This is a genomic window from Wolbachia endosymbiont (group B) of Pammene fasciana, from assembly GCF_947251495.1.
GTDB lineage: Bacteria > Pseudomonadota > Alphaproteobacteria > Rickettsiales > Anaplasmataceae > Wolbachia.
Genome location: NZ_OX366360.1, coordinates 1,230,604 through 1,251,409 on the forward strand (window position 1 = coordinate 1,230,604; position 20,806 = coordinate 1,251,409).

Here is a 20,806-nt window from a genome sequence, read left to right on the forward strand (position 1 = left end):
AATATGAAGTATTTAATAAGTATTAATCTTAAAAAATATCAATAATTTATTGATATTTTTACATTCATACTATATACAGCCTAGCATATATTACGTAATTTTTCAAGAACATATTCACTATAACAGAAGACTTTCTTATTTGCCTCTAAAACACCTGCAAATCATATAATAAAAGAATATTATAATGTTTAATGTAATACTATACAATGTTATAAAATATAGTATAATACTAGCATACCACTGAATTAATGCTGAGATATTCCCTTGCTTGATCAGTTAAAACACGTCCTCTTGGTGTGCGCTTTACAAAACTGACCTTGATTAAATAAGGTTCTACTGTTTCTTCAATATTGCCAACATCTTCAGATAGTGCAATAGATATGGTGTCAATTCCAACAGGTCCTGAGGTGTTAAACAAAAATCTCAGATAATCCATATCTAATTTATTTAGTCCCATTTTATCTATACCCAATTTTGATAGTGCAGAACCGGCAATTTCACAGGTAATTTTTTTATCATCTTTTACTTCAACAAAATCTCTTATTCTTCTGAGTAATCTCAAAGCAATTCTTGGAGTACCACGGGCGCGGCAGGCAATTTCCTGCACAGCATCCTTTTCGATTTCAGCACAAAGAACTCTTGCACCTCTTTTTATAATATCAACCAGTTCCTCAAAAGAATAAAACTCAAGATGCAGGGGAATACCAAAACGATCCCTCAGCGGTGCAGAAAGCAGTCCAAGCCGTGTTGTTGCCCCAATCAGTGTAAATGGTGGTAAATCTATTCTTAAAGTTCTGGTAGATGGGCCCTCACCTACTAGTATATCTAGGCAAAAATCTTCCATAGCAGTATATAAAACTTCCTCAATGCTACGATTTAATCTATGAATCTCATCGATAAATAGAACATCTTTTGCATTTAAAGTAGTGAGCACTGCAGCTAAGTCCCCAGCTTTACTAAGCAATGGACCAGAAGTTGCACGAAAGCTAACCCTTAACTCCTTAGAGACAATTTGTGCTAAAGTTGTTTTACCAAGCCCTGGAGGACCATAGAGCAATACGTGATCCAAAGCTTCAGCTCTCGTCTGTGCAGCATTTATAAACACTTTTAAATTTTGTATTAAGTCTTTTTGCCCGACAAAATCATCAAGTTGCTCAGGCCGGATATTTAAATTACGTACATCTTCAGAGTATTCCTTACTACATGATATTGACTTCATATTGTTTTAAGCGCCATACGAATAATATCTTTAGTGTCCAAGTTTGGTGATTCATCTTCTATTTTTTTTATTGTATCATAAGCTTTTGTTCTTTCATATCCAAGATTGATCAAAGCTGAAAGAGCATCTTCACTAATTGAGTGAAAATGATTGTTATTTATCTCTAATTTACTTACTTTGCCATTCAGCTCAGTAATAATTCGATTTATGAGTTTCAGGCCAAGTCCACTCACCTTAAGTGCTAGTTTATCCTCATTTATAATTGCCAAAAACAGTTGCTCTGGAGTTAATTTGCTCAAAATTGACATTGCGGTTTTATAGCTGACACCGCTCACTTTAACTAATAAACGCAGACACTGCTGTTCTTCTTTACTTATAAAGCCATATAGCTGAGTAACGTTTTCTCTGCTATTTGCATAAGTGTCGATAAGTAATTTTACTCTACTTCCAATCGAACAAGCACTTAAAGTTTTGGCTGAAAGATATACTATGTAGCCAACATCATTCACATTCAGGATTATGTGATCGCTACACACCTCATCAACTATTCCTCTTAGATTTCCTATCATTTCTAGTACTTTATAAAATTCAGTTTAAATGCTCCTGAATCTTAGGTCAAGCAAACGAACATTATAGAAGTAGTTCCAGTTTCAATCATTGCAGACAAGTTTGCAGGAAATCTATTTTAATATGTTATTCCAGATCATTATGTAATTGAACCACAAGTTACTCCGATAGAAATAGAATTGCAGTCTCCTAACTTAGCTAAGTAATAGAAATTTCTATCTTTGGTGAAATAAAGGTAATTGTTTACTGTTTGCGAAAATATTTGCATAATTTAAGTAACATTACTTGATAAGAATTAACTATGGAGCTTAATAAGATTGCAGCATCGATTTTACTTTCTGGATTAATAATTATGATAGTTAGTAATGTAGTTGATATGCTCTACAACCCAGAGGATTATAAAATTGAACACCAAACAATAGTAGCAGCCAGCAATGAGCCTCAACAAAAGATTGAACAAGTGGCACTTGATATTGGAGAGCTCATGCAGAATGCTAGCTTTGAAAAAGGCAAGTCAGCAGCAAAAAAATGTATAGCTTGTCATAGTTTTGAGAAAGGTGGAATGAATAAAGTGGGGCCAAACTTATGGAACGTGGTTGGAAATAAAAAGGCCCATCTTGGCAGCTCATTCAATTACTCAAAAGCACTACTTGAAAAAGGTGGGAAATGGGAGTATGAGGAGTTATTTGCTTTTTTAAAAAATCCAAAAGCCTACATAAAAGGTACACGTATGGCATTTGCAGGCATTTCCAATCCACAAGAGATTGCAGATCTAGTCAGCTATTTGCGTTCGATGAGCGATAGTCCGGTTGCCTTGCCAAAGTAGTATGAATTATTGTAAATTACTCGATGGAAGTAATGGCCATATAGCATATCGAAAGCTACAAGGAAAGAAGGCTTCTATAGTTTTTTTTAGTGGTTTTGCATCCAATATGGATGGAACTAAAGCAACTGCCGTTTACAAATTTTGCCAAGAAAATGATATAGCACTTGTGCTCTTTGATTATTTTGGCCATGGTAATTCAAGCGGTGATTTTGCTGATTATACAATAAGTGATTGGCAAAAAAATTGTGCTAAAGTGATAAGTGAATTAACTAGCAATAAACAAATAATTATAGGTTCAAGTATGGGAGGATGGCTGATGCTGCTCACTGCTCTTCAATTTCCAGAAAAAATTGCAGCATTAATCGGCATATCGTCTGCTCCTGATTTTACTGAAGATTTGATATTCAAGCAATTGTCAGGCAAGCAAAAAGAAGAACTAGGTTCTAAAGGTGTAATAGATTTTACTTCGGAGCATTGTGCATACAAAATAACTAAAAATCTGATCGAAGACGGTAGAAAGAACCTTCTTTTAAACAGAGAAGCAATAGATATAAACTGTCCTGTGCGCTTATTGCATAGCATTAATGATAAAGATGTTCCTTATCAAACTTCATTGAATTTAGCTGAAAAAATTAAGTCAACAGACGTTGAAGTACACTTAATAAAATCAGCAGAACACAACATGTCTGATAATCATTCACTGAAAATTTTATTTAAGACCATCAGAGAATTTTTGCCAGGAGAAATATATAATTGAAGTAATTCAGATGTGTTTGTCGTAAGAGCTGCAGTTATAGCTTCAACAGTAGGCACTATTCTTGATCACCTCAACATTTTCTCTTGGCAATTCTTTAATAAATCGAGAAGTGCTCATTGGTTGCCACTGATTATTAATTTCCCTCCTATCTGCACATGAAATGATCAACCTTTCTTTTGCTCTAGTTATGCCAACATATGCAAGTCTTCTCTCTTCTTCCAAAGCTTTACCACTTTTATCTTCAAAAGATCTTTGATGAGGAAATAATCCTTCTTCCCAACCAGGTAAAAACACGCACGGGAATTCAAGCCCTTTAGCCGCATGAAGAGTCATAACATATACAGTGTCATCGCTATTCATATTATCCACTTCCATCACCAAACTAATATGCTCCAAGAAGGTTATAGTGCTGTCAAAATTCTTCAAAGATGAAATGAGCTCTTTAACATTTTCTATTCGCGCTAAACCCGTCACTCCTTCATTCTCAAGCATTTCCATATATCCTGATTGATTTGCTACGATTTTAACAAATTCATGCAGTGGTTTTACGCTTACTATTTCTTCCCAAGCTTTAATTTTATTTAAAAAATCATTTAGTGAGAGTTTAATTCTTTCGGTTACTTGATCACTATTAACCAATATTTTTGCTGCCTCAAAAAAAGAAATTTTGTTATCCTGAGCAGTCGTGTATATTTTCTTTAGAGTTGTAGCTCCTATGCTTCTTTTTGGACGATTTACGATCCTTTCAAAAGCGAGATCATCATTATTATTTGTAACAAGCCTCAAATATGCAATTATATCCCTTACTTCTTGACGTTCGTAGAATTTTACGCCACTTATAATCTTATAGGGAATTGAATATTTTATAAAATACTCTTCGAGAACTCTAGTTTGAAAAGTAGCCCTGACGAGCACTGCAATATCACTAAATCTGTATTTATTGAGTTTTAATATCTGTTCGCTTATGAACCTTGCTTCAGCCTTTCCGTCCCACAATTTGATTAGATTTACCTTTTCGCCTTCAATGTTTGTTGTCCACAATTTTTTTTCTAAGCGAGTCTTATTGTGATTGATCACATATGATGCAGTTGCAATTATGTGGGATGTTGACCTGTAGTTACACTCCAGTTTAACGGTTTTTGCATTTTTAAAATCATCGGAAAATTTCAAAATATTTTCAACTTCTGCACCACGCCAACTGTATATCGACTGGTCATCATCTCCTACACAGCAAATATTTGAATGCTCTTTTGCAAGGTATTTTAGCCAAAGATATTGTATTGCATTTGTATCTTGATACTCATCTACCATGACATACTTAAACTTGTTTTGGTAGTAGGACAGAACCTCGGTCTTTTTATTAAAAAGTTGTATGTTATATAACAATAAGTCACCAAAATCAACAGAGTTAAGGAATTTTAACCTTTCCTGATACTGGTAATAGACTTTAAGTGCAGTTACGTAAACTGGCCTAAATGATTGAACATCTTCCACTTCAGACGGCAATAAGCACTTCTCTTTCCATTGCTGAATAATATTCATAATGGTCTTATATTTTTCTGATAGGTAATCAGGATTTATTTCATTGATAATATTTTTTATTACCTGTAATTGGTCATCCACACCAATGATTGTAAAATTGGGGTTTAAGCCCACAATTTCTGCGTGCATGCGCAAAATTTTTGCTGCAATTGCATGGAAAGTGCCAAGCCATGGTATGTTTGTGCCCGTTAGCTCAAGTACCCTTGATACCATCTCATTTGCTGCTTTATTTGTAAATGTAACTGCTAATATCTCATCAGAATAAGCGTGACCGTTTCTAATTATGTGTGCTATTCTTGAAGTAATCGTTCTTGTTTTTCCGGTTCCGGCTCCTGCCAGTATCAAAACTGGCCCATTTATGTTAGTTACAGCTAATTGCTGTTCTGGATTTAACAGTGAGAGATAATCGTTCATTGAAGCTCTATAGATTATAACTTTATAAAGTTAAACCTATGATCCAAATATTGTAAAGGTCTTATTGAACATAACATTCAACTCATTCAAGTACTAGATATTTAAGCGTAGATCTATCTTGTTGGGGTAGCTTCAAGTGTATGGTGAGTAACAACAACTTGATTTGAGATATTGGCATCAAAACTTCTGCTTGTTTGATGAATAGGTGGAGTTTGAAATGGCTTAGGCTTACGATTCAGTTCCTTCATCTTTATTTCCTCAGCTTTAATAGGAAGTTTTTCTGGAACATAGAAGTTATGAATTTCAGCTCGTTCAGTGAAATTTTCATATGTTGCTTTCAACCAAGCTCCAATATCATATATAAAACCATATGCTTTTTCTTTAAATTCTATCAATGATCTACTGAAACTTGCTAATGTGTTATTAAAGTAAATTGTCATATAGTCTCTTGTGGTGTATTGATAACCTTCTCCATTTAATCTGCTATTTTGTGCGTTAGAACTATTGTTGCTTTTGAAGTAACCAAATATGTTGTACATTTTGAGCTACCGCTGACTATTAATATACATACATTATATATTAATAAATCAAGATTGTCAAGAGTGTTTATTGCATTACTGAGGAGTTGAAGCTTGTAGTACGATATTTTCAAATCTTTAATATAGTATTGACTTTACAGCAACAATTACCTTAAGTTAGTAACTATTGTTGCAGTTAAAGTATCAATGCCTTTTTTCTTTTATTTTTTTGCAATTCTTAGCATTTTATCTGCTATTTGTGTGATTAGTGTAAGAAATCCTGTGCATGCAGTATTATTTTTAATTTTCACCTTCGTTAATTCTGCAGTTCTTTTTATTCTCCTTGGAGCTGAATTCATTGCTATGATAGTGCTGATAGTATACATCGGTGCGGTTGCAGTGTTATTCCTCTTCGTAGTTATGATGCTCGATATTGACTACATAAGGTTGCGCCAGGGTTTTGCAAAGCATTTCACTCTTGGTGCTATATTATGTGTTGTGTTTTTTCTAGTCATCAGCTTTGTAATCCGCAGCTCAGCACCAAATATAAGCAATGTTATAAACTATAATACCAATAATGTGAAAGCTATTGGTAATTTGCTGTATACCGACTACATGTACGCTTTTCATCTTTCTGGTATTCTGCTGCTTGTTGCAATTGTTGGCGCTATTGCTCTTACTTTGCAGGACAAGAAAAAAGGAGTTAAAAAACAGAATGTATTAAAGCAATTGACACAATCTTCATCTGTAAAATTGATTAAGGCTAAATTTGGAAAAGGAGTAGAATGGAAATAGGATTAAATCACTTTTTGATAGTTGCTGCTGTTTTGTTCACTATTGGAGTGTGCGGTATTTTCATCAACCGTAAGAGCATAATCAACATACTGTTATCAATAGAAATATTATTGCTGGCAATTAATATCAATCTAGTTGCTTTTTCTGCCTTTATGAATGATATAGTTGGGCAAATTTTTGTGATGTTTGTGTTGACTGTTGCAGCAGCAGAGTCAGGAGTTGGGCTTGCAATATTGGTTGTATATTATAGAAGCCGTGGCAATATAGACGTTGAACAAGCAAATTTAATGAAAGAATGAAAGTATGATGAATATACTGAAATTAATAGTATTTTTGCCACTCTTTAGTTCGCTATTTGCAGCACTTTTTAGAAAAAGTCAGTTAGTTACAACGGCAGGGATTGGAATATCTGCAGTTTTATCTTGGTATGTTTTTCTCACCTTCTCTGAAAATTATCACTTGAGTTTATTTCCTCTATTTTCATTAAGTGTATTAAAAGTAAATTGGGCAATTAGTGTGGATGCTCTCTCATCCTTAATGCTTATTGTCATTACCACCGTTTCACTAGTAGTCCACCTCTATTCTATCGGTTATATGGAGCATGACAAAGGGAAGTCGAGGTTTTTTTCTTACCTATCGCTATTTACGTTTTGCATGATTGTGCTGGTTGTAAGCGATAATTTCGTGCAGCTTTTTTTTGGCTGGGAAGGGGTTGGCCTGTGTTCTTATTTACTCATAGGATTTTGGTTCCAAAAATATTCTGCAAATAATGCAGCAATTAAAGCATTTGTTGTGAATAGGGTAGGAGACTTTGCACTATTGATTGGAATCTTTCTTATTTATTATACATTTCACTCTTTGAATTTTACTGAAGTTTTTGATACAACTGATCTTCTTGGCACGCAGAACATTAGAGCATTCTGCTGTGAATTCAAAGTAACTCATATAATATGCATATTACTTTTTATTGGCTGTATGGGTAAATCTGCACAGCTTGGTTTACATGTTTGGTTGCCAGATGCAATGGAAGGGCCAACCCCTGTTTCTGCACTCATTCACGCAGCAACGATGGTAACAGCAGGTATATTTTTAGTAGCAAAATGTTCTCCATTATTTGAGCTATCAAATGTGGCACGAGAATTAATAGTTATTGTTGGGGCACTTACTGCTTTCTTTGCAGCTACGGTTGCGATTACTCAGAACGATATAAAAAAAATAATTGCTTATTCAACCTGCAGTCAACTTGGTTATATGTTCATGGCATGTGGGCTTTCTGCTTACAATGTTGCTATTTTTCATTTAATGACACACGCTTTTTTTAAAGCTCTACTATTTCTTGGTGCTGGCAATGTGATTCATGCAATGCATCATGAGCAAAACATTCAGAAAATGGGAAATTGCTGGAAGAAAATCCCTTGCACTTATACTCTCATGTGGATTGGATCTCTTGCGCTTTCTGGAATATTTCCATTTGCAGGTTTTTACTCAAAGGATTTGATAATTGAACATGCTTATAGCACGGATAGCTTTGCTTTTGTAATAAGCTTAGTTGTTGCATTCTTCACAGCGTTTTACTCTTGGAGGTTATTGCTTCTTGTGTTCCACAGCCAAAAACAAAGTAAAATTAATATACATGAGGCACCAAAGATTATGCTTATACCATTACTGATACTCGCTTTTGGATCAGTATTTTCTGGAATATGGGGAGCAAATATTTTGAACATAACTAGTAATGCGTTTTGGAAATCAAGTTTAGTGATGATTGATGAGCATGGAGTTCATAATTTCTTTATAAAACTACTGCCAACCTTAGCAAGCCTAAGTGGAATAGCACTTGCGTACCTAATTTACCAATATCAAGTAATTAGGCAAATTAAGAGTAAATTTTTACTTAAGTTTTTGCAGAATAAATGGTACTTTGATGAGGTGTATGAGTTTGTTATAATTGCACCGATAAGGTTTATATCTAGGCTTCTATGGAAGTTTGATGTTAAGGCTATTGATTCATTTGGACCAAATGGTGTTGTAAGGTTGGTTAATGAATGTTCAAAAAGTTCTATAAAGTTACAAACTGGTTATATATTTGATTATGCATTTATTATGTTTGTTACTTTAATAATCGGTGCTTTATATATTATTGGAATTAAATAGAAGGTGTTGTTACTTAGTATATTCTTGCTTCCACTGATAGGAGCGTTGATTTTATCCTTAATCAGGATTAATCATCAATCTATACACTTAAGATTCCTTGCCCTATTTTTTGCTGTACTTCCATTTTTGCTTAGCATTGTAGCTTGTATAGAATTTGATTATAACGATGCGGACTTTCAGTTTGTCAGCTATCCAGTAAGAGATATTGGAATAGGGGTGGATGGAATATCGTTGCTTTTCCTTCTGCTTACAACTTTCTTGTTTGTAATTTGTATACTCTATAACTGCAAAATGAGTTATACGAACCTAAAAGCCTATATGGCATTATTTCTACTGCTTGAGAGTTTTGTAGTCGGGTTTTTCGTTTCACTGAATGCTATAAGCTTTTATGTGTTTTTTGAAGCTGTTTTAATACCAATGTTCTTTATTATTGGCATTTGGGGAGGAAAACACAGGGTATATGCAACGTTTAAGTTATTTCTTTATACATTAACTGGCTCATTATTATTTCTACTGGGGTTAGTATACATCTATAGTGTTTTTGGAACGTTTAGTATACAAAAATTAGCTACATTAGTGCCAAGCCTTGATCTTGAAGTGCAGTCATTGCTGTGGATTGCATTTTTTATTTCTTTTGCAATAAAAGTACCGATGTTTCCATTTCACACTTGGCTTCCTGATGCACATGTGCAATCACCAACTTCTGGGTCTGTGATTTTAGCTGGCTTGCTTATTAAAATGGGGGGATATGGATTTTTAAGGTTTTCTATTCCAATGCTTCCTCAGGCAAGTTTGTATTTTTCAAATTTCGTTGTTGTGCTGAGCATTATTGCGGTGATATATGCTTCTCTAGTTGCGTTTGCTCAAGATGATATAAAGAAGTTAATAGCTTATTCTTCAATAGCACATATGGGGATCGTTACTGCTGGCCTCTTTTCATTTTGTGAGGAAGGAGTACTGGGTAGCATATTTCAAATGATTAGTCATGGCCTTATTTCTGCTGCTTTATTTTTGTGTGTTGGAATGCTATATACTCGAACTGGAACTTTGGAGATTGCAAAGTATTTTGGCATAGTAAATACAATGCCAAAATTTGGTTTTATGTTCATTTTGTTTTCAATGGCTTCAATAGGGCTACCTGGAACATCTGGATTCATAGGTGAGTTTTTGGCTATGGTTGGAATGTTTAAGAGCATAGGGTTTTTTACAGGATTTATCGCACTTGGCACTATTTTAAGCGCAGTTTATATGCTGAATTTATGTAAGCAAATAATATGGGGGGTTAGCTATTCTAAATTATTAAATAACCGTTTGGATAGCATAGAATTTTCTGTCTTAATTCTGCTTGCAGTGTTTGTTATTTTGCTTGGATTTTACCCAACCCTTGCACTGAATTATTTGAAGCCATGTATGGCAAATTTGTTAGTCAAATATAATGCGCTATGAATTATATACAGATATTGCCGGAAACGTTCTCTATTATCTCCTCGTTAGTGTTGCTACTGCTTGGAATTATATTTAACCGCCGAACTATCAACTTATTAGCACTTGGCTGCACAGTGGTAACTTTGATTATTTTAATTATTTCGGCAGAAAACAATGAAATTTTTCTCTTGAATTTGTTGTTAAAACTCAATTTATACATCAGGTCAGCCCAAGGGTTAATTCTCAGCACAGGAATTTTAATACTTTTGATGCTGAATTTATCAAAATATGACTATAAATATGAATTTTCAATACTGATTCTTTTTGCGCTATTTGGCATGATAACTTTGGTTTCAGCAAATAGTCTGATTTCTTTTTATTTAGCTTTTGAGTTGATGAGTATATCTTTGTATGTTCTTGCGAGCTTTAATAAAGATTCAGCTTATTCATGTGAAGCAGGAGTGAAATATTTTACACTTAGTGCACTATCTTCCTGCATTATGCTATATGGAATGTCGCTGCTTTATGGATATACAGGACAAGTCAATTTCTCTGAGCTCGGTTCATTCTTGCAAAACCATCAGATAACTTATGGAATAGTTTTTGGGTTAGTTTTTATCCTTATTGGTTTGTGTTTCAAGCTTGCTATTGCTCCTTTTCATATGTGGGCTCCAGATGTCTATCAAGGTGCACCTACCATAGTAACTGCGTTTTTTTCTACGGCCCCAAAAGCTGCACTTGTAACATTTTTAATTCGATTGATGAATGAAGAGTTAGTAAATGTAAAAAGTTATGTTCAGCCTATTTTCTTATACGTTTCAGCATTGTCTGTGCTTATCTCAGCTTTTGGGGCCTTACGTCAGCAAAACTTAAAAAGGCTGCTTGCTTACAGTTCAATTGGTCACATTGGTTTTATATTTGCTTCACTTTCTATTTTTACACAAGCAGGAACAGATAGTGCCTTAATGTATTTGGTGATATATATCATCACAAGCATAGGGCTATTCTCATATCTCGTACAAATTGACGATGACGATTGTGATATTGCAAATTTATCTGGTATAGGGAAGAAACACCCAATTGTAGCATTTCATCTTTCTGTACTGTTACTCTCGATGTCGGGAATACCTCCACTTGCAGGTTTTATCGCTAAATTTTTTATATTCAAAAGTTTAATAAATTCTGGCTTTATCAGCCTGTCTTTGATCCTTGTAATAGCGAGTGTGATATCATGCTACTATTATTTAAATATCATGAAAGTTATGTATTTTGATAAAGCTAGTGGTAATAAGGTTGCTTATTCTAAGAGTCTATTCATTATCACTTCAGTGGCTTCACTGATCAACCTCGTTCTTTTCTTGTACGCAGAAGATCTTTACTCACTCATTAAACTAAAGGGCTGACAAGGTGATCCTTGAAGGCTTTCATATTCATCATTACAAAGAAGTTCCAAGTACTAATAAAGAAGCATTGGGTTTAATTGAGAAAGGGATATCTAATGAAACTATTATTATTGCCGATAAACAAGCAGAAGGCAGGGGACGCACTGGAAAAAGCTGGATTTCTCCAGAAGGTAATCTCTATACAAGTTTGATAATTAACCAAGAAACGGATGTCAGCAAATTGACAGAATTGACTTTTGTGACTGCTCTTGCTGTTGGAAATACTTTATTATCGTTAAATTTCTTGAATAATCAAACCCACTGCGGTGTCATTCCAGTGCGTGACACTGGAATCCATACTTTTTCTTCTGGATCCCAGTGTCAAAGCACTGGGATGACAAGAGATCAATTCATAAACGATCTCAATCTTCAACATAAATGGCCAAATGACATTCTAATCGATGGCAAGAAAATAAGCGGAATATTGGTTGAAAAAAAATCCAATTCAAATTGGCTCATTATAGGAATTGGAATTAATGTCAATCATGCGCCACTTCCAGGCACAACGTGCATTAGCAATTACGGTGAATCTGTGTCTAACATGGATCTGTTAAAGGAATTAATAATAAATTTTAATAAGCTAAGAAAGCAATGGCTATTTGATGGGTTTTATGCTATAAGAGAAATGTGGTTAAAAAAAGCATTCAAAATGAATGAGCAAATCAGTGTAAAGTTAGCTGACAAATTGTATGAAGGAATTTTTGCTGATATAGATAAAAGTGGTAAATTGGTGTTGCAGCAAAAGGATGGAAGCTTAATTTATTTTGATGCAGGTGAGTTATTTATTGGCAGTGCATTATGAATACATATGTAATTTTTGCTTACCTTATTAGTTTCATACTGATTGGTGGAAATTTGATTTTTACCGTTTCTTGCTATACTAAAAGTAAAAAAATTCTAGAAAGCCTGAAAGATAATAATGAAGAAGAAACATAAGCGATTACTTATAACTTCAGGAATTTTCTGCTTTTTAAGTTGTGCAGTTTTTTTTATTTTAACAACGCTCAAAGAAAATATCTCATTTTTCTATACAGTAAGTGAAGCCATAGTCTTGCCAAATAATCAAAAGCCAATCCGTGTTGGTGGAATGGTTGTTGAAAAGAGCGTGATACGGAGCGAAAGCGAAGTGATTTTTCAAATGACAGATTTTAACAAAAGCGTTGTGGTGAAATATCAGGGAATACTTCCACCAATGTTTTCAGAAAAAAGTGGTGTTGTTGTGCAAGGTAAAATGTTTGATAATAGTACTTTTCTTGCAGATACGGTGTTTGCAAAACATGATGAGAACTATAAGCCGAAAGTCCTAAAATAGATTTCCTAATTCAGTTGTATTGAAATGGTATGTGAAAGAAAGCAACAGCCTGCTAGCAAGCTGTTACTTTCCTAACTACCACAATATATCAGAGTGAGCTGGTGCTTCCCATTCTACGTTATTATGGTCAATTATTGCTGCTTTTAATCCTTCAACTTCGCCCCTTAGGTGATCAAGTTCTTCTGCCCATGTTCTATAGTTTTGATTATTATCAATAAATCCATCCTGCTGAATTAACTTATTCAAATGAGATAAACCTTCGGCCAAGTGTTGGTTCATATCAATAAACTCTCCTCTAAGTTGTGCTATGTTCTCCATAATTGAGACACGCAAGCCCGAAACAAACTTCTCGTTTAAATCGCAGACTAACTTATCCATAACTTGATAGACGTAATGAATTGTTGCAATTTTATCTTCAATGTCCTCAAAGTTTGTGGGCTTAACTTCAACTTCTATATTGTCTATTTCTTTAAAGTTGAAATCGCTCATTTGGTTTATTACTTCAAAGTTATTTTCGCTTTCTTGTTTACTGTTGTTACTCATGTTAGCTCCATAAAATTTTAAAATCAACTCAGTTACACTGAAATAGCATGTAAAAAGAGTAACAGCCTGCTAGCAAGCTGTTACTTTCCTAACTACTAGAGTATATCAGGATGGGTTGGTGCTTCCTCAGGTAATATACTATCTAATTTAGCTGTTAAATCTGCTAGATCTTTTTGTAATCCTTTACTTGTGTCGCCTATAATATCTTGCAAACTTACGACTTTATCTTGCTCTTGTTTTAACATAATATTTAACTTATTAATAAATTTTTCATTAATATTATTAGCTAATTCATCAAATGCTTTTTTAACAGTATCACCACTAACCGCTTTTTTTAAGTCCTGTATATTCTTACCAGTACCTGTCTTAAGTGTAACAAGACCAAGAGCGCTTATAAGTTGTTCTTCATTATTAGCACTTTGTAAAAGGTTTTGTGAGTTCTTACTCATATAAATTACCTCCATAAATTATTAAAGTTTAAATTATTTTTTAGTTTCACATGCACACTGTTAATTTATCAATATCCAAGTTCACAATAAATTATCTATTATTGCAAACTCAGTATTCATATCTTGAAAAACGTAAGTTGATGGATGTGCATCATTCCAATTTGCTTCACTCTCCTCAGGAATCATTCGGTCAACCTTATCCAGAAGCTCTTTCATTTTTTCATTTTGCTCGTTAAATTTCTCTTTCAATGCATCAATGATAGCATTGGACTGACCTTTACTGCCAAGATCACCAATCACAGATATGACTTTCTCGTGAGGCAATTTGTGAATAATATCTTTCAGCTCTTTTGCATCTATGTTATCCAAAAGTTCTTTAAACTGCTCATGAGACATACTATGAGCAAAAGCTTTAAGTTTTTCTGGGTTGTTAACTAAAGACTTAACAACCATCTGAATCCTATCAGAATCATCAGTTAACTCTCGAGCTACTATTGCAAGTTTCTCATGGTCTAGCTTATTAATTAAATTATGTAATTTATCTCCTTCTAACATTTTTACTAGAGTTGGAAGTCGATCTTTTAATGCTTGATGTAAAAGAGTGTTGAAAGCTTTCTCATCTGCATCTTTTATTAATTCTACAAACTGATCATTGCTCATTGTATTAATAACTTCCTGAAACTGATCCATTTTCAAGTGAGGGAAAATTTCTTTTACTTGATCTAGGTTAAAGTCTTTTACTAAGTTTGCAACCTGATCCTTATTTAATAAGGGGACTATTATTCCTAACTTTTTTGAATCCAATGTGTGAGTAAGGGCTTGTAATTGATGATTGGTTAGATGATCCACTAAAGCTAGGAATTGGTTGTCTGTTAAGTTCTCTGCTAAAGCCTGCAACTGGTTTGAATTTAGTTCAGGAATTATTTTTTGCAGCTGCCCATCTGTTAGATTTTGTGCAAGAACTTGCAGTTGCTCGTTACTAAGAGAATTGGCAAAAGTCTTTAATTGACTTTCCGTTAGTTTCTCAACAAAAATTTCGACAAATGCCTTTGATAGTATTATATTCTCTGATATTTTAGGTAATATATCTTTTGTTATTTCTATTACTTCTTTCTTGGCGTCCTGTGCAAGATATTGGAGGCTATCATTGTCAGGTGAGTCAATAATATTTCCTTGATCATCTGAGAAATAATATTTATTATCGCTAGTATCTGACTCTTCCAATGTTAAATAGTTGTATTCCAATCTCTCAGATTTAACAACTGTTAGGAACTGATCTATGCAATCTTTGGTTAAAACACAAGGTAATTTCATTGATAGTTTTACTAATACATCATCATAATATACAAATGCATAACTACTTGTTCTGAAATCAACGTATTTATTTGCTATGGCTTGATTTGTTAGAATATTTTTCTCTTCCTTTACGCAATCTGTAAAATCCGCTGAGAAGGTGCAGAATACTATGGGTAATTCTATCACTTCATCTCCTTTTTCCAGTGATATAAGCTTAACTTTTTTAACAGATTGTAAACGATCAAAGTCAGGCCAAGAGATGTAAGAAAAAGTGTTGTTTGATAACTTCTCTCCAGGCACCATTTTAAAAACATGTTTTTTTCCACTCATAGGTATTACCAAATCAATTTAATTATAGCTATTCTAACATTTATTGATTAATTTATTGTTAAGTTAGTATATATCAGAATTATAATAACACACATTACTTGCATAAAGAAAAGTTACAGAAAGAGGGATTTTTTAGGAAACTAGTATAAAACACTCCTAGATTAAAATAAGCTGACTTTATGATACGCTAGAACCTATATTGGTGGAGGCAAGCGGGATCGAACCGCTGACCTTCTGCGTGCAAAACAGATGCTCTACCAGCTGAGCTATGCCCCCAATTCTTGCTTAAAGCATAAATCACTCACGCTGAAATGCAAGAAATATTTATTTGTGAGGCTATTGCTAAATAGTGCACAAATTCTGCATTTATGTATAATTCTCTATCTTTTTAGAGTTGTACGTCAGCTTTACCAAAATGAATCTTTGAATTAACAAGAAGTTTTCCTTCAAAAATTTTTAATTAAATTATCACTAATGCAGTACATTATGTAATTTATTTAACCACACATGAAAATTTTAGTTTGATTAAAACGGATAAAAACTATATTACTGTTTAGTGTAGCTGAAAAATAAAATGATCCCGTAGCTCAGCCGGTAGAGCAACTGACTTTTAATCAGTGGGTCACGCGTTCGAATCGCGTCGGGATCACTTAGAATCTTAAAAGCATGCTAAAAGAACAGGATAAAATATTCATAAACTTAAATGGTAAAGAAACACCACTACTTGAAGGTGCAAAAAAACGTGGTAGTTGGCAAAAAACAAAGGAATTACTGGATTTAGGATCAGAAAAAATCATTGATGAAGTAAAGAAATCTGGCTTGAGAGGTCGAGGGGGTGCAGGATTTTCTACTGGCCTTAAGTGGAGCTTTATGCCTAAAAATCCTTTAAAAGCGTATTTAGTAGTCAATGCAGATGAGTCAGAACCTGGTACGTGTAAAGATAGAGATATATTACGATATGAGCCACATAAGTTACTTGAGGGAATTCTTCTAGCTGGCAGAGCGATCAGCGCATCAGTTGCATATATTTATATCAGGGGTGAATTTTATAATGAATATTTAGTTCTAAAAAAGGCACTTGAGGAAGCCTATAAAGAAAACTTAATTGGAAAAAATGCCTGCAAATCAGGTTATGATCTTGATGTGTTTATCCATAGGGGTGCAGGAGCTTACATATGTGGGGAAGAAACAGCTCAACTCGAATCCATTGAAGGAAAAAAGGGCTTTCCTCGCATGAAACCTCCATTTCCTGCAGGTGTTGGACTTTTTGGTTGTCCAACTACAATAAACAATGTTGAAACTATAGCCATGGTTCCAGATATTCTAAATCGCGGAGGAGAGTGGTTTGCATCTCTTGGTAAACCAAATAATACTGGCACTAAGGTCTTTTGCATTTCAGGGCATGTAAATAATCCATGTAATGTTGAAGAAGAGCTCGGAATTTCACTGCGTGAATTAATTGAAAAATACGCAGGTGGAGTGAGAGGAGGTTGGGATAATTTACTTGCTGTAATACCTGGTGGGTCTTCAGTCCCACTAATTCCAAAATCTATATGTGATACTATTGAAATGGATTTTGATTCATTAAGGGCTGCACAATCAGGGCTTGGTACTGCTGCTGTAATAGTGATGGATAAATCAACTGACATAATAGCTGCAATAGAAAGATTATCACATTTCTATATGCATGAGTCCTGCGGACAATGTACACCATGCCGTGAAGGCACTGGATGGATGTGGAGGATTATGAGAAGAATGGTAGCAGGAAATATTAAACCTGGTGAAGTAGATAAGCTACTTGACCTTACAACTCAAATAGAAGGGCATACAATTTGTGCACTTGGCGATGCTGCAGCTTGGCCAGTTCAAGGATTAATCAGACATTTTCGTCATATAATTGAAGAGAGGATAGTAACTTAACTTATACTTTTAAATGATTTTACTACTTAGCAGCTAAAGTTAAAGAATATTGATTTCCTTCCCTTTTAGGTGCTAATTCTACTTTTGCAATATCTTCAGCGTCTCTAATTAGCCGTTCTAATTTTTTCAGTCCAACTTCAGTGTTTACAAGCTCTCTCCCTCTAAATCTCATTGTGACTTTAATTCTATGTCCATGCACAAGAAAATCCCTTGCTTGACGCAATTTTGTTTCGTAGTCGTGATCACCAATATTAGGACCCAGTTTAATTTCTTTTATAGTTAATGTTTTTTGTTTCTTTTTTGCTTCACTTGCCTTCTTTTTTATATCATACTTTTGTTTGCTATAGTCCAGAATTTTACATACTGGAGGAGTTGAATCAGGTGCGATTTCTACCAAGTCTAAATTAACACTTTGTGCAACTTCCAAAGCTTTTTCTATTGGAACAATTCCGACCATTTCACCACTATGATCAACTAAGCGTACCTCCTTAGCTGTGATGAGTTCATTAATTCTGTTTTTATTGTTCTTTTTGACTTGCAAATTTTAGCTCCATTAATTCAAATTAATAATCTTTAACAGCAATTCAGTAGCATTCTCCAAAGAAAAAGACTCCTGTTTTTCCGATCCTAAATTTCTCACTGACACAGTTTTATTTGTAACTTCATTTTTGCCTATGATCCATAATATAGGTACCTTACTTGAACTATGCAAACGTATCTTATAGCTAATTTTTTCATTGGTCAAATCAGTTTTGATTCTCACACCTTGTTCTTTTAAAACGTTGCTGATTTCTGTAGCATAACCGTCAGACTCATTTGTAATGGTCAGAATAGCAAGCTGTGTTGGAGCAAGCCAAACTGGAAATTTTCCTGCATAATTTTCTATTAAAATTCCAATAAAACGCTCAAAAGTTCCAAGAATTGCCCTATGTAACATGACAGGGTGATGCTTGTGCCCGTCTGTTCCTATATAAAAAGCTCCAAGCCGCTCCGGTAAAATAAAATCAACTTGCAACGTTCCACATTGCCAATTTCTACCTATTGCATCTTTCAAAATAAACTCTAACTTTGGACCATAAAATGCACCTTCACCAGGATTAAGTTCATAACTAAGCCCTGCTTCTTTAACTGCTTCAAGCAGTGCTCTTTCAGCTCTATCCCACACTTCATCATTACCTGATCTAGTATCTGGACGGTCTGAAAATTTCACAGAAATTTCATTGAACCCAAGTTCTGAATATACTTCTTTTAAAAGGTCACAAAACTTTACAGTTTCAGAATTCACTTGTTTTTCCATACAAAAAATATGTGCATCGTCTTGCGTAAAACCACGCACTCGCATCAGTCCATGCAATGAGCCTGAGCTTTCATTTCTATGGCATGTGCCAAACTCTGCCATACGTATCGGTAAATCACGATAGCTTCTGATGTGAGAATTAAAAATCTGCACATGACAAGGGCAATTCATGGGTTTTATTGCTAGCTTTTTACTTTCAGATTCATCAATAATGAACATATTTTCACGAAACTTATCCCAATGTCCCGATTTTTCCCACAGCTCTTTGCTTACTAAAATAGGGGTTTTCACCTCAAAGTAGCCATTGTTCATTAACTTTTTTCTGATGTAAGACTCAAGAACATTATATAAAGTATATCCCTGTTCATGCCAAAAAATCTGCCCAACAGCTTCCTCTTGAATGTGAAATAAGTCCATATCCTTAGCAATTTTGCGGTGGTCGCGTTTTTCTGCTTCCTCCAGACGTTTAAGATAAGTATTTAATTCATCCTTATTTCTCCACGCGGTGCCATATATTCTTTGCAACATTGGGCCCTTAGAATCGCCACGCCAGTATGCACCGGCTACTTTCATAAGTTTAAACGCTTTAACTCTGCCAGTTGATGGTGAGTGCGGACCACGACATAGGTCTACAAAGTTGCCTTGTTTATAAACAGTTAGGTTTTCGTTTTCTGGTATTGATGAGACAATATCAACCTTGTATCTTTCACCTATATCACTAAAGAAATCAATTGCCTGCTTACGAGTCCAAACTTCTCGGACGAATCTGTGGTTACTTTTTATAATTTCCTTCATTTTTTTTTCTATTGCAGCAAGATCGTCCGTGGTAAAGGTACGATCTGTAGCAAAATCATAGTAGAAACCATCTTGAATTGTTGGCCCGATAGTAATCTGAGTATTAGGAAAGAGGTCTTTTACTGCCTGCGCCATTATATGAGCAGCATCATGCCTTATTATATCTAAACCCGCTTCGTCACTCAGTTGTATTACCTCTATCTCTGTATCAGATTCAATTTCACGTGAGAGATCATACAACTCACCATTTACCTTAAAGGCAATTGCTTCTCTCAAAGCATCCGGTTGTAATATATCAAAGCCAGTGACTCTACCACTGTATTCTTTTACTTTTTGTTCGGCTAAAAAGGTAACTTTTATCATTCATTAGACCTTTTATCATCCCAGTGCTTGACACTGGGATCCATGTTTCTTTCTTTTCTAGATTCCAGCGCCACGCGCTGGAATGACACCAAAAGGTGAGCTACTGATCTTTCAGTTAAATAACAGTTGTACAAGAGATCTATTACATACTTGCTGTAAGAAATTTTAATTGTTGACATACCTAGTTAATAATACGGCCTATTCTTTTTTAACCTGAGTGCAATTGCTTCTTCCCAAACTTCACCATTACGCAATAGCTTTTCTTTATTGTACATTAGCTCCTCTCTTGTTTCAGTAGCAAATTCAAAGTTAGGACCCTCCACAATTGCATCAACTGGACATGCTTCTTGGCAAAGTCCGCAATATATGCATTTTGTCATGTCAATATCATAGCGTGTGGTGCGGCGACTACCGTCTTCTCTTTCCTCTGCTTCAATAACTATTGCTTGAGCAGGGCAGATAACTTCGCATAACTTACAAGCTATGCATCGTTCTTCACCATTTGGATACCTACGCAGCGCATGCTCACCACGAAACCTTGGACTTAAAGGGCCCTTCTCCATAGGATACCTCAAAGTAACCTTTGGTTTGAACATATATTTTAATGTAATAACAAACCCTTTAATTAACTCTACAGAAGACCAATACCAAGCTAATTTCTTGAGCATAATATTTAAAACTTGTGTCAGTCATTATAAATCATATTATCAGTTTTCAAAATAAATATTTTCATCTGGATGACTTTTGTAGTTTTTCTATACAATATATTTACTAATACTGCATTAATATGAATAAGTAATATAAGCAAAAATTTTTTAGATTAGGTATTTCGATTTCTTAAATTG

At 34.5% G+C, this 20,806-nt stretch carries 21 protein-coding genes and 2 tRNA genes; 12 read left to right on the forward strand and 11 right to left on the reverse strand.

The genetic code is table 11. The features are described 5' to 3' along the window. Positions 1–229: 229 nt before the first annotated feature. Together ruvB and ruvA are read right to left on the reverse strand one after the other, a co-directional pair. A complete protein-coding gene (gene ruvB, locus OPR29_RS05790; protein WP_007302374.1) occupies positions 230–1,219 on the reverse strand; it encodes a Holliday junction branch migration DNA helicase RuvB in 990 nt (329 codons plus the stop codon). Further along, positions 1,216–1,788 carry a Holliday junction branch migration protein RuvA gene (gene ruvA / locus OPR29_RS05795; RefSeq protein ID WP_007302375.1) on the reverse strand — a complete coding sequence of 191 codons (573 nt, stop codon included), beginning with the start codon at positions 1,786–1,788 and terminating at the stop codon, positions 1,216–1,218. The genes ruvB and ruvA overlap by 4 nt, the downstream gene beginning before the upstream one ends. Before the next feature lie 299 nt (positions 1,789–2,087). Here ruvA and OPR29_RS05800 point away from each other — a divergent pair, with 299 nt between their 5' ends. After that, positions 2,088–2,612: a c-type cytochrome gene (locus OPR29_RS05800; RefSeq protein WP_007302376.1), complete on the forward strand. Its 525-nt coding sequence runs from the start codon at positions 2,088–2,090 to the stop codon at positions 2,610–2,612. Between the two features lies 1 nt (position 2,613). Beyond that, the gene (locus tag OPR29_RS05805) at positions 2,614–3,369 is read left to right on the forward strand and encodes an alpha/beta hydrolase (RefSeq protein WP_007302377.1); all 756 of its coding nucleotides are present in this window, start codon (positions 2,614–2,616) and stop codon (positions 3,367–3,369) included. A 42-nt stretch (positions 3,370–3,411) separates the two neighbouring features. Here the strand turns inward: OPR29_RS05805 and OPR29_RS05810 are convergent, their stop codons facing one another. After that, on the reverse strand, positions 3,412–5,325 hold the full coding sequence (locus tag OPR29_RS05810; protein WP_007302378.1) for an ATP-dependent helicase: 1,914 nt from the start codon (positions 5,323–5,325) through the stop codon (positions 3,412–3,414). Positions 5,326–5,438: 113 nt separating this feature from the next. Next, on the reverse strand, positions 5,439–5,864 hold the full coding sequence (locus tag OPR29_RS05815) for a WD_0964 family protein (RefSeq protein ID WP_052265004.1): 426 nt from the start codon (positions 5,862–5,864) through the stop codon (positions 5,439–5,441). A 186-nt stretch (positions 5,865–6,050) separates the two neighbouring features. Between OPR29_RS05815 and OPR29_RS05820 the strand changes: the two genes are divergently transcribed. Genes OPR29_RS05820 through ccmE form a run of 8 tightly spaced genes read left to right on the forward strand, consistent with a single transcriptional unit; the run spans position 6,051 to position 12,968 of the window. Next, positions 6,051–6,638, forward strand: coding sequence for an NADH-quinone oxidoreductase subunit J (locus tag OPR29_RS05820; protein ID WP_265025206.1), 588 nt, complete (start codon positions 6,051–6,053; stop codon positions 6,636–6,638). Next, entirely contained in the window at positions 6,629–6,937 is a 309-nt protein-coding gene (gene nuoK / locus OPR29_RS05825; protein WP_006012916.1) for an NADH-quinone oxidoreductase subunit NuoK, read from the forward strand. The genes OPR29_RS05820 and nuoK overlap by 10 nt, the downstream gene beginning before the upstream one ends. A 4-nt stretch (positions 6,938–6,941) precedes the next feature. Further along, positions 6,942–8,789 carry an NADH-quinone oxidoreductase subunit L gene (gene nuoL / locus OPR29_RS05830; protein ID WP_265025207.1) on the forward strand — a complete coding sequence of 616 codons (1,848 nt, stop codon included), beginning with the start codon at positions 6,942–6,944 and terminating at the stop codon, positions 8,787–8,789. A 3-nt stretch (positions 8,790–8,792) separates the two neighbouring features. Then, positions 8,793–10,235: a complex I subunit 4 family protein gene (locus OPR29_RS05835; protein ID WP_265025208.1), complete on the forward strand. Its 1,443-nt coding sequence runs from the start codon at positions 8,793–8,795 to the stop codon at positions 10,233–10,235. Further along, a complete protein-coding gene (locus OPR29_RS05840; protein ID WP_265025209.1) occupies positions 10,232–11,617 on the forward strand; it encodes an NADH-quinone oxidoreductase subunit N in 1,386 nt (461 codons plus the stop codon). The genes OPR29_RS05835 and OPR29_RS05840 overlap by 4 nt, the downstream gene beginning before the upstream one ends. Before the next feature lie 4 nt (positions 11,618–11,621). Beyond that, positions 11,622–12,458 (forward strand): biotin--[acetyl-CoA-carboxylase] ligase, encoded by an 837-nt coding sequence (locus OPR29_RS05845; protein ID WP_265025210.1) that lies wholly within the window; start codon positions 11,622–11,624, stop codon positions 12,456–12,458. Beyond that, a complete protein-coding gene (locus tag OPR29_RS05850) occupies positions 12,455–12,592 on the forward strand; it encodes a CcmD-like small membrane protein (RefSeq protein WP_007302385.1) in 138 nt (45 codons plus the stop codon). The genes OPR29_RS05845 and OPR29_RS05850 overlap by 4 nt, the downstream gene beginning before the upstream one ends. Then, positions 12,576–12,968 (forward strand): cytochrome c maturation protein CcmE, encoded by a 393-nt coding sequence (gene ccmE / locus OPR29_RS05855; protein WP_265025211.1) that lies wholly within the window; start codon positions 12,576–12,578, stop codon positions 12,966–12,968. The genes OPR29_RS05850 and ccmE overlap by 17 nt, the downstream gene beginning before the upstream one ends. Positions 12,969–13,043: 75 nt before the next feature. On the opposite strand, the gene OPR29_RS05860 is transcribed toward ccmE, so the two are convergent. The 4 genes from OPR29_RS05860 to OPR29_RS05875 form a co-directional block, all read right to left on the reverse strand. Then, entirely contained in the window at positions 13,044–13,511 is a 468-nt protein-coding gene (locus OPR29_RS05860) for a hypothetical protein (protein ID WP_265025212.1), read from the reverse strand. Positions 13,512–13,606: 95 nt separating this feature from the next. Further along, positions 13,607–13,960, reverse strand: coding sequence for a hypothetical protein (locus OPR29_RS05865; RefSeq protein ID WP_213863849.1), 354 nt, complete (start codon positions 13,958–13,960; stop codon positions 13,607–13,609). 81 nt (positions 13,961–14,041) lie between these two features. Further along, entirely contained in the window at positions 14,042–15,586 is a 1,545-nt protein-coding gene (locus tag OPR29_RS05870; protein ID WP_265025213.1) for a magnesium transporter MgtE N-terminal domain-containing protein, read from the reverse strand. 200 nt (positions 15,587–15,786) lie between these two features. Beyond that, a tRNA-Ala gene (locus tag OPR29_RS05875) sits at positions 15,787–15,862 on the reverse strand. Between the two features lie 300 nt (positions 15,863–16,162). Here OPR29_RS05875 and OPR29_RS05880 point away from each other — a divergent pair. Continuing rightward, positions 16,163–16,235: transfer RNA gene (locus OPR29_RS05880), tRNA-Lys, on the forward strand. Between the two features lie 17 nt (positions 16,236–16,252). After that, positions 16,253–17,506 (forward strand): NADH-quinone oxidoreductase subunit NuoF, encoded by a 1,254-nt coding sequence (gene nuoF, locus OPR29_RS05885; RefSeq protein WP_007302390.1) that lies wholly within the window; start codon positions 16,253–16,255, stop codon positions 17,504–17,506. Positions 17,507–17,528: 22 nt separating this feature from the next. Here nuoF and infC read toward each other — a convergent pair whose 3' ends face one another. From infC to nuoI, 3 genes are all read right to left on the reverse strand, one after another. Next, positions 17,529–18,047, reverse strand: a complete 519-nt coding sequence (infC, locus tag OPR29_RS05890) for a translation initiation factor IF-3 (protein ID WP_007302391.1) — start codon at positions 18,045–18,047, stop codon at positions 17,529–17,531. Positions 18,048–18,059: 12 nt separating this feature from the next. After that, positions 18,060–19,961, reverse strand: a complete 1,902-nt coding sequence (gene thrS, locus OPR29_RS05895) for a threonine--tRNA ligase (RefSeq protein WP_265025214.1) — start codon at positions 19,959–19,961, stop codon at positions 18,060–18,062. A 185-nt stretch (positions 19,962–20,146) separates the two neighbouring features. Further along, a complete protein-coding gene (nuoI, locus tag OPR29_RS05900) occupies positions 20,147–20,629 on the reverse strand; it encodes an NADH-quinone oxidoreductase subunit NuoI (RefSeq protein ID WP_012481971.1) in 483 nt (160 codons plus the stop codon). Between the last annotated feature and the right edge of the window lie 177 nt (positions 20,630–20,806).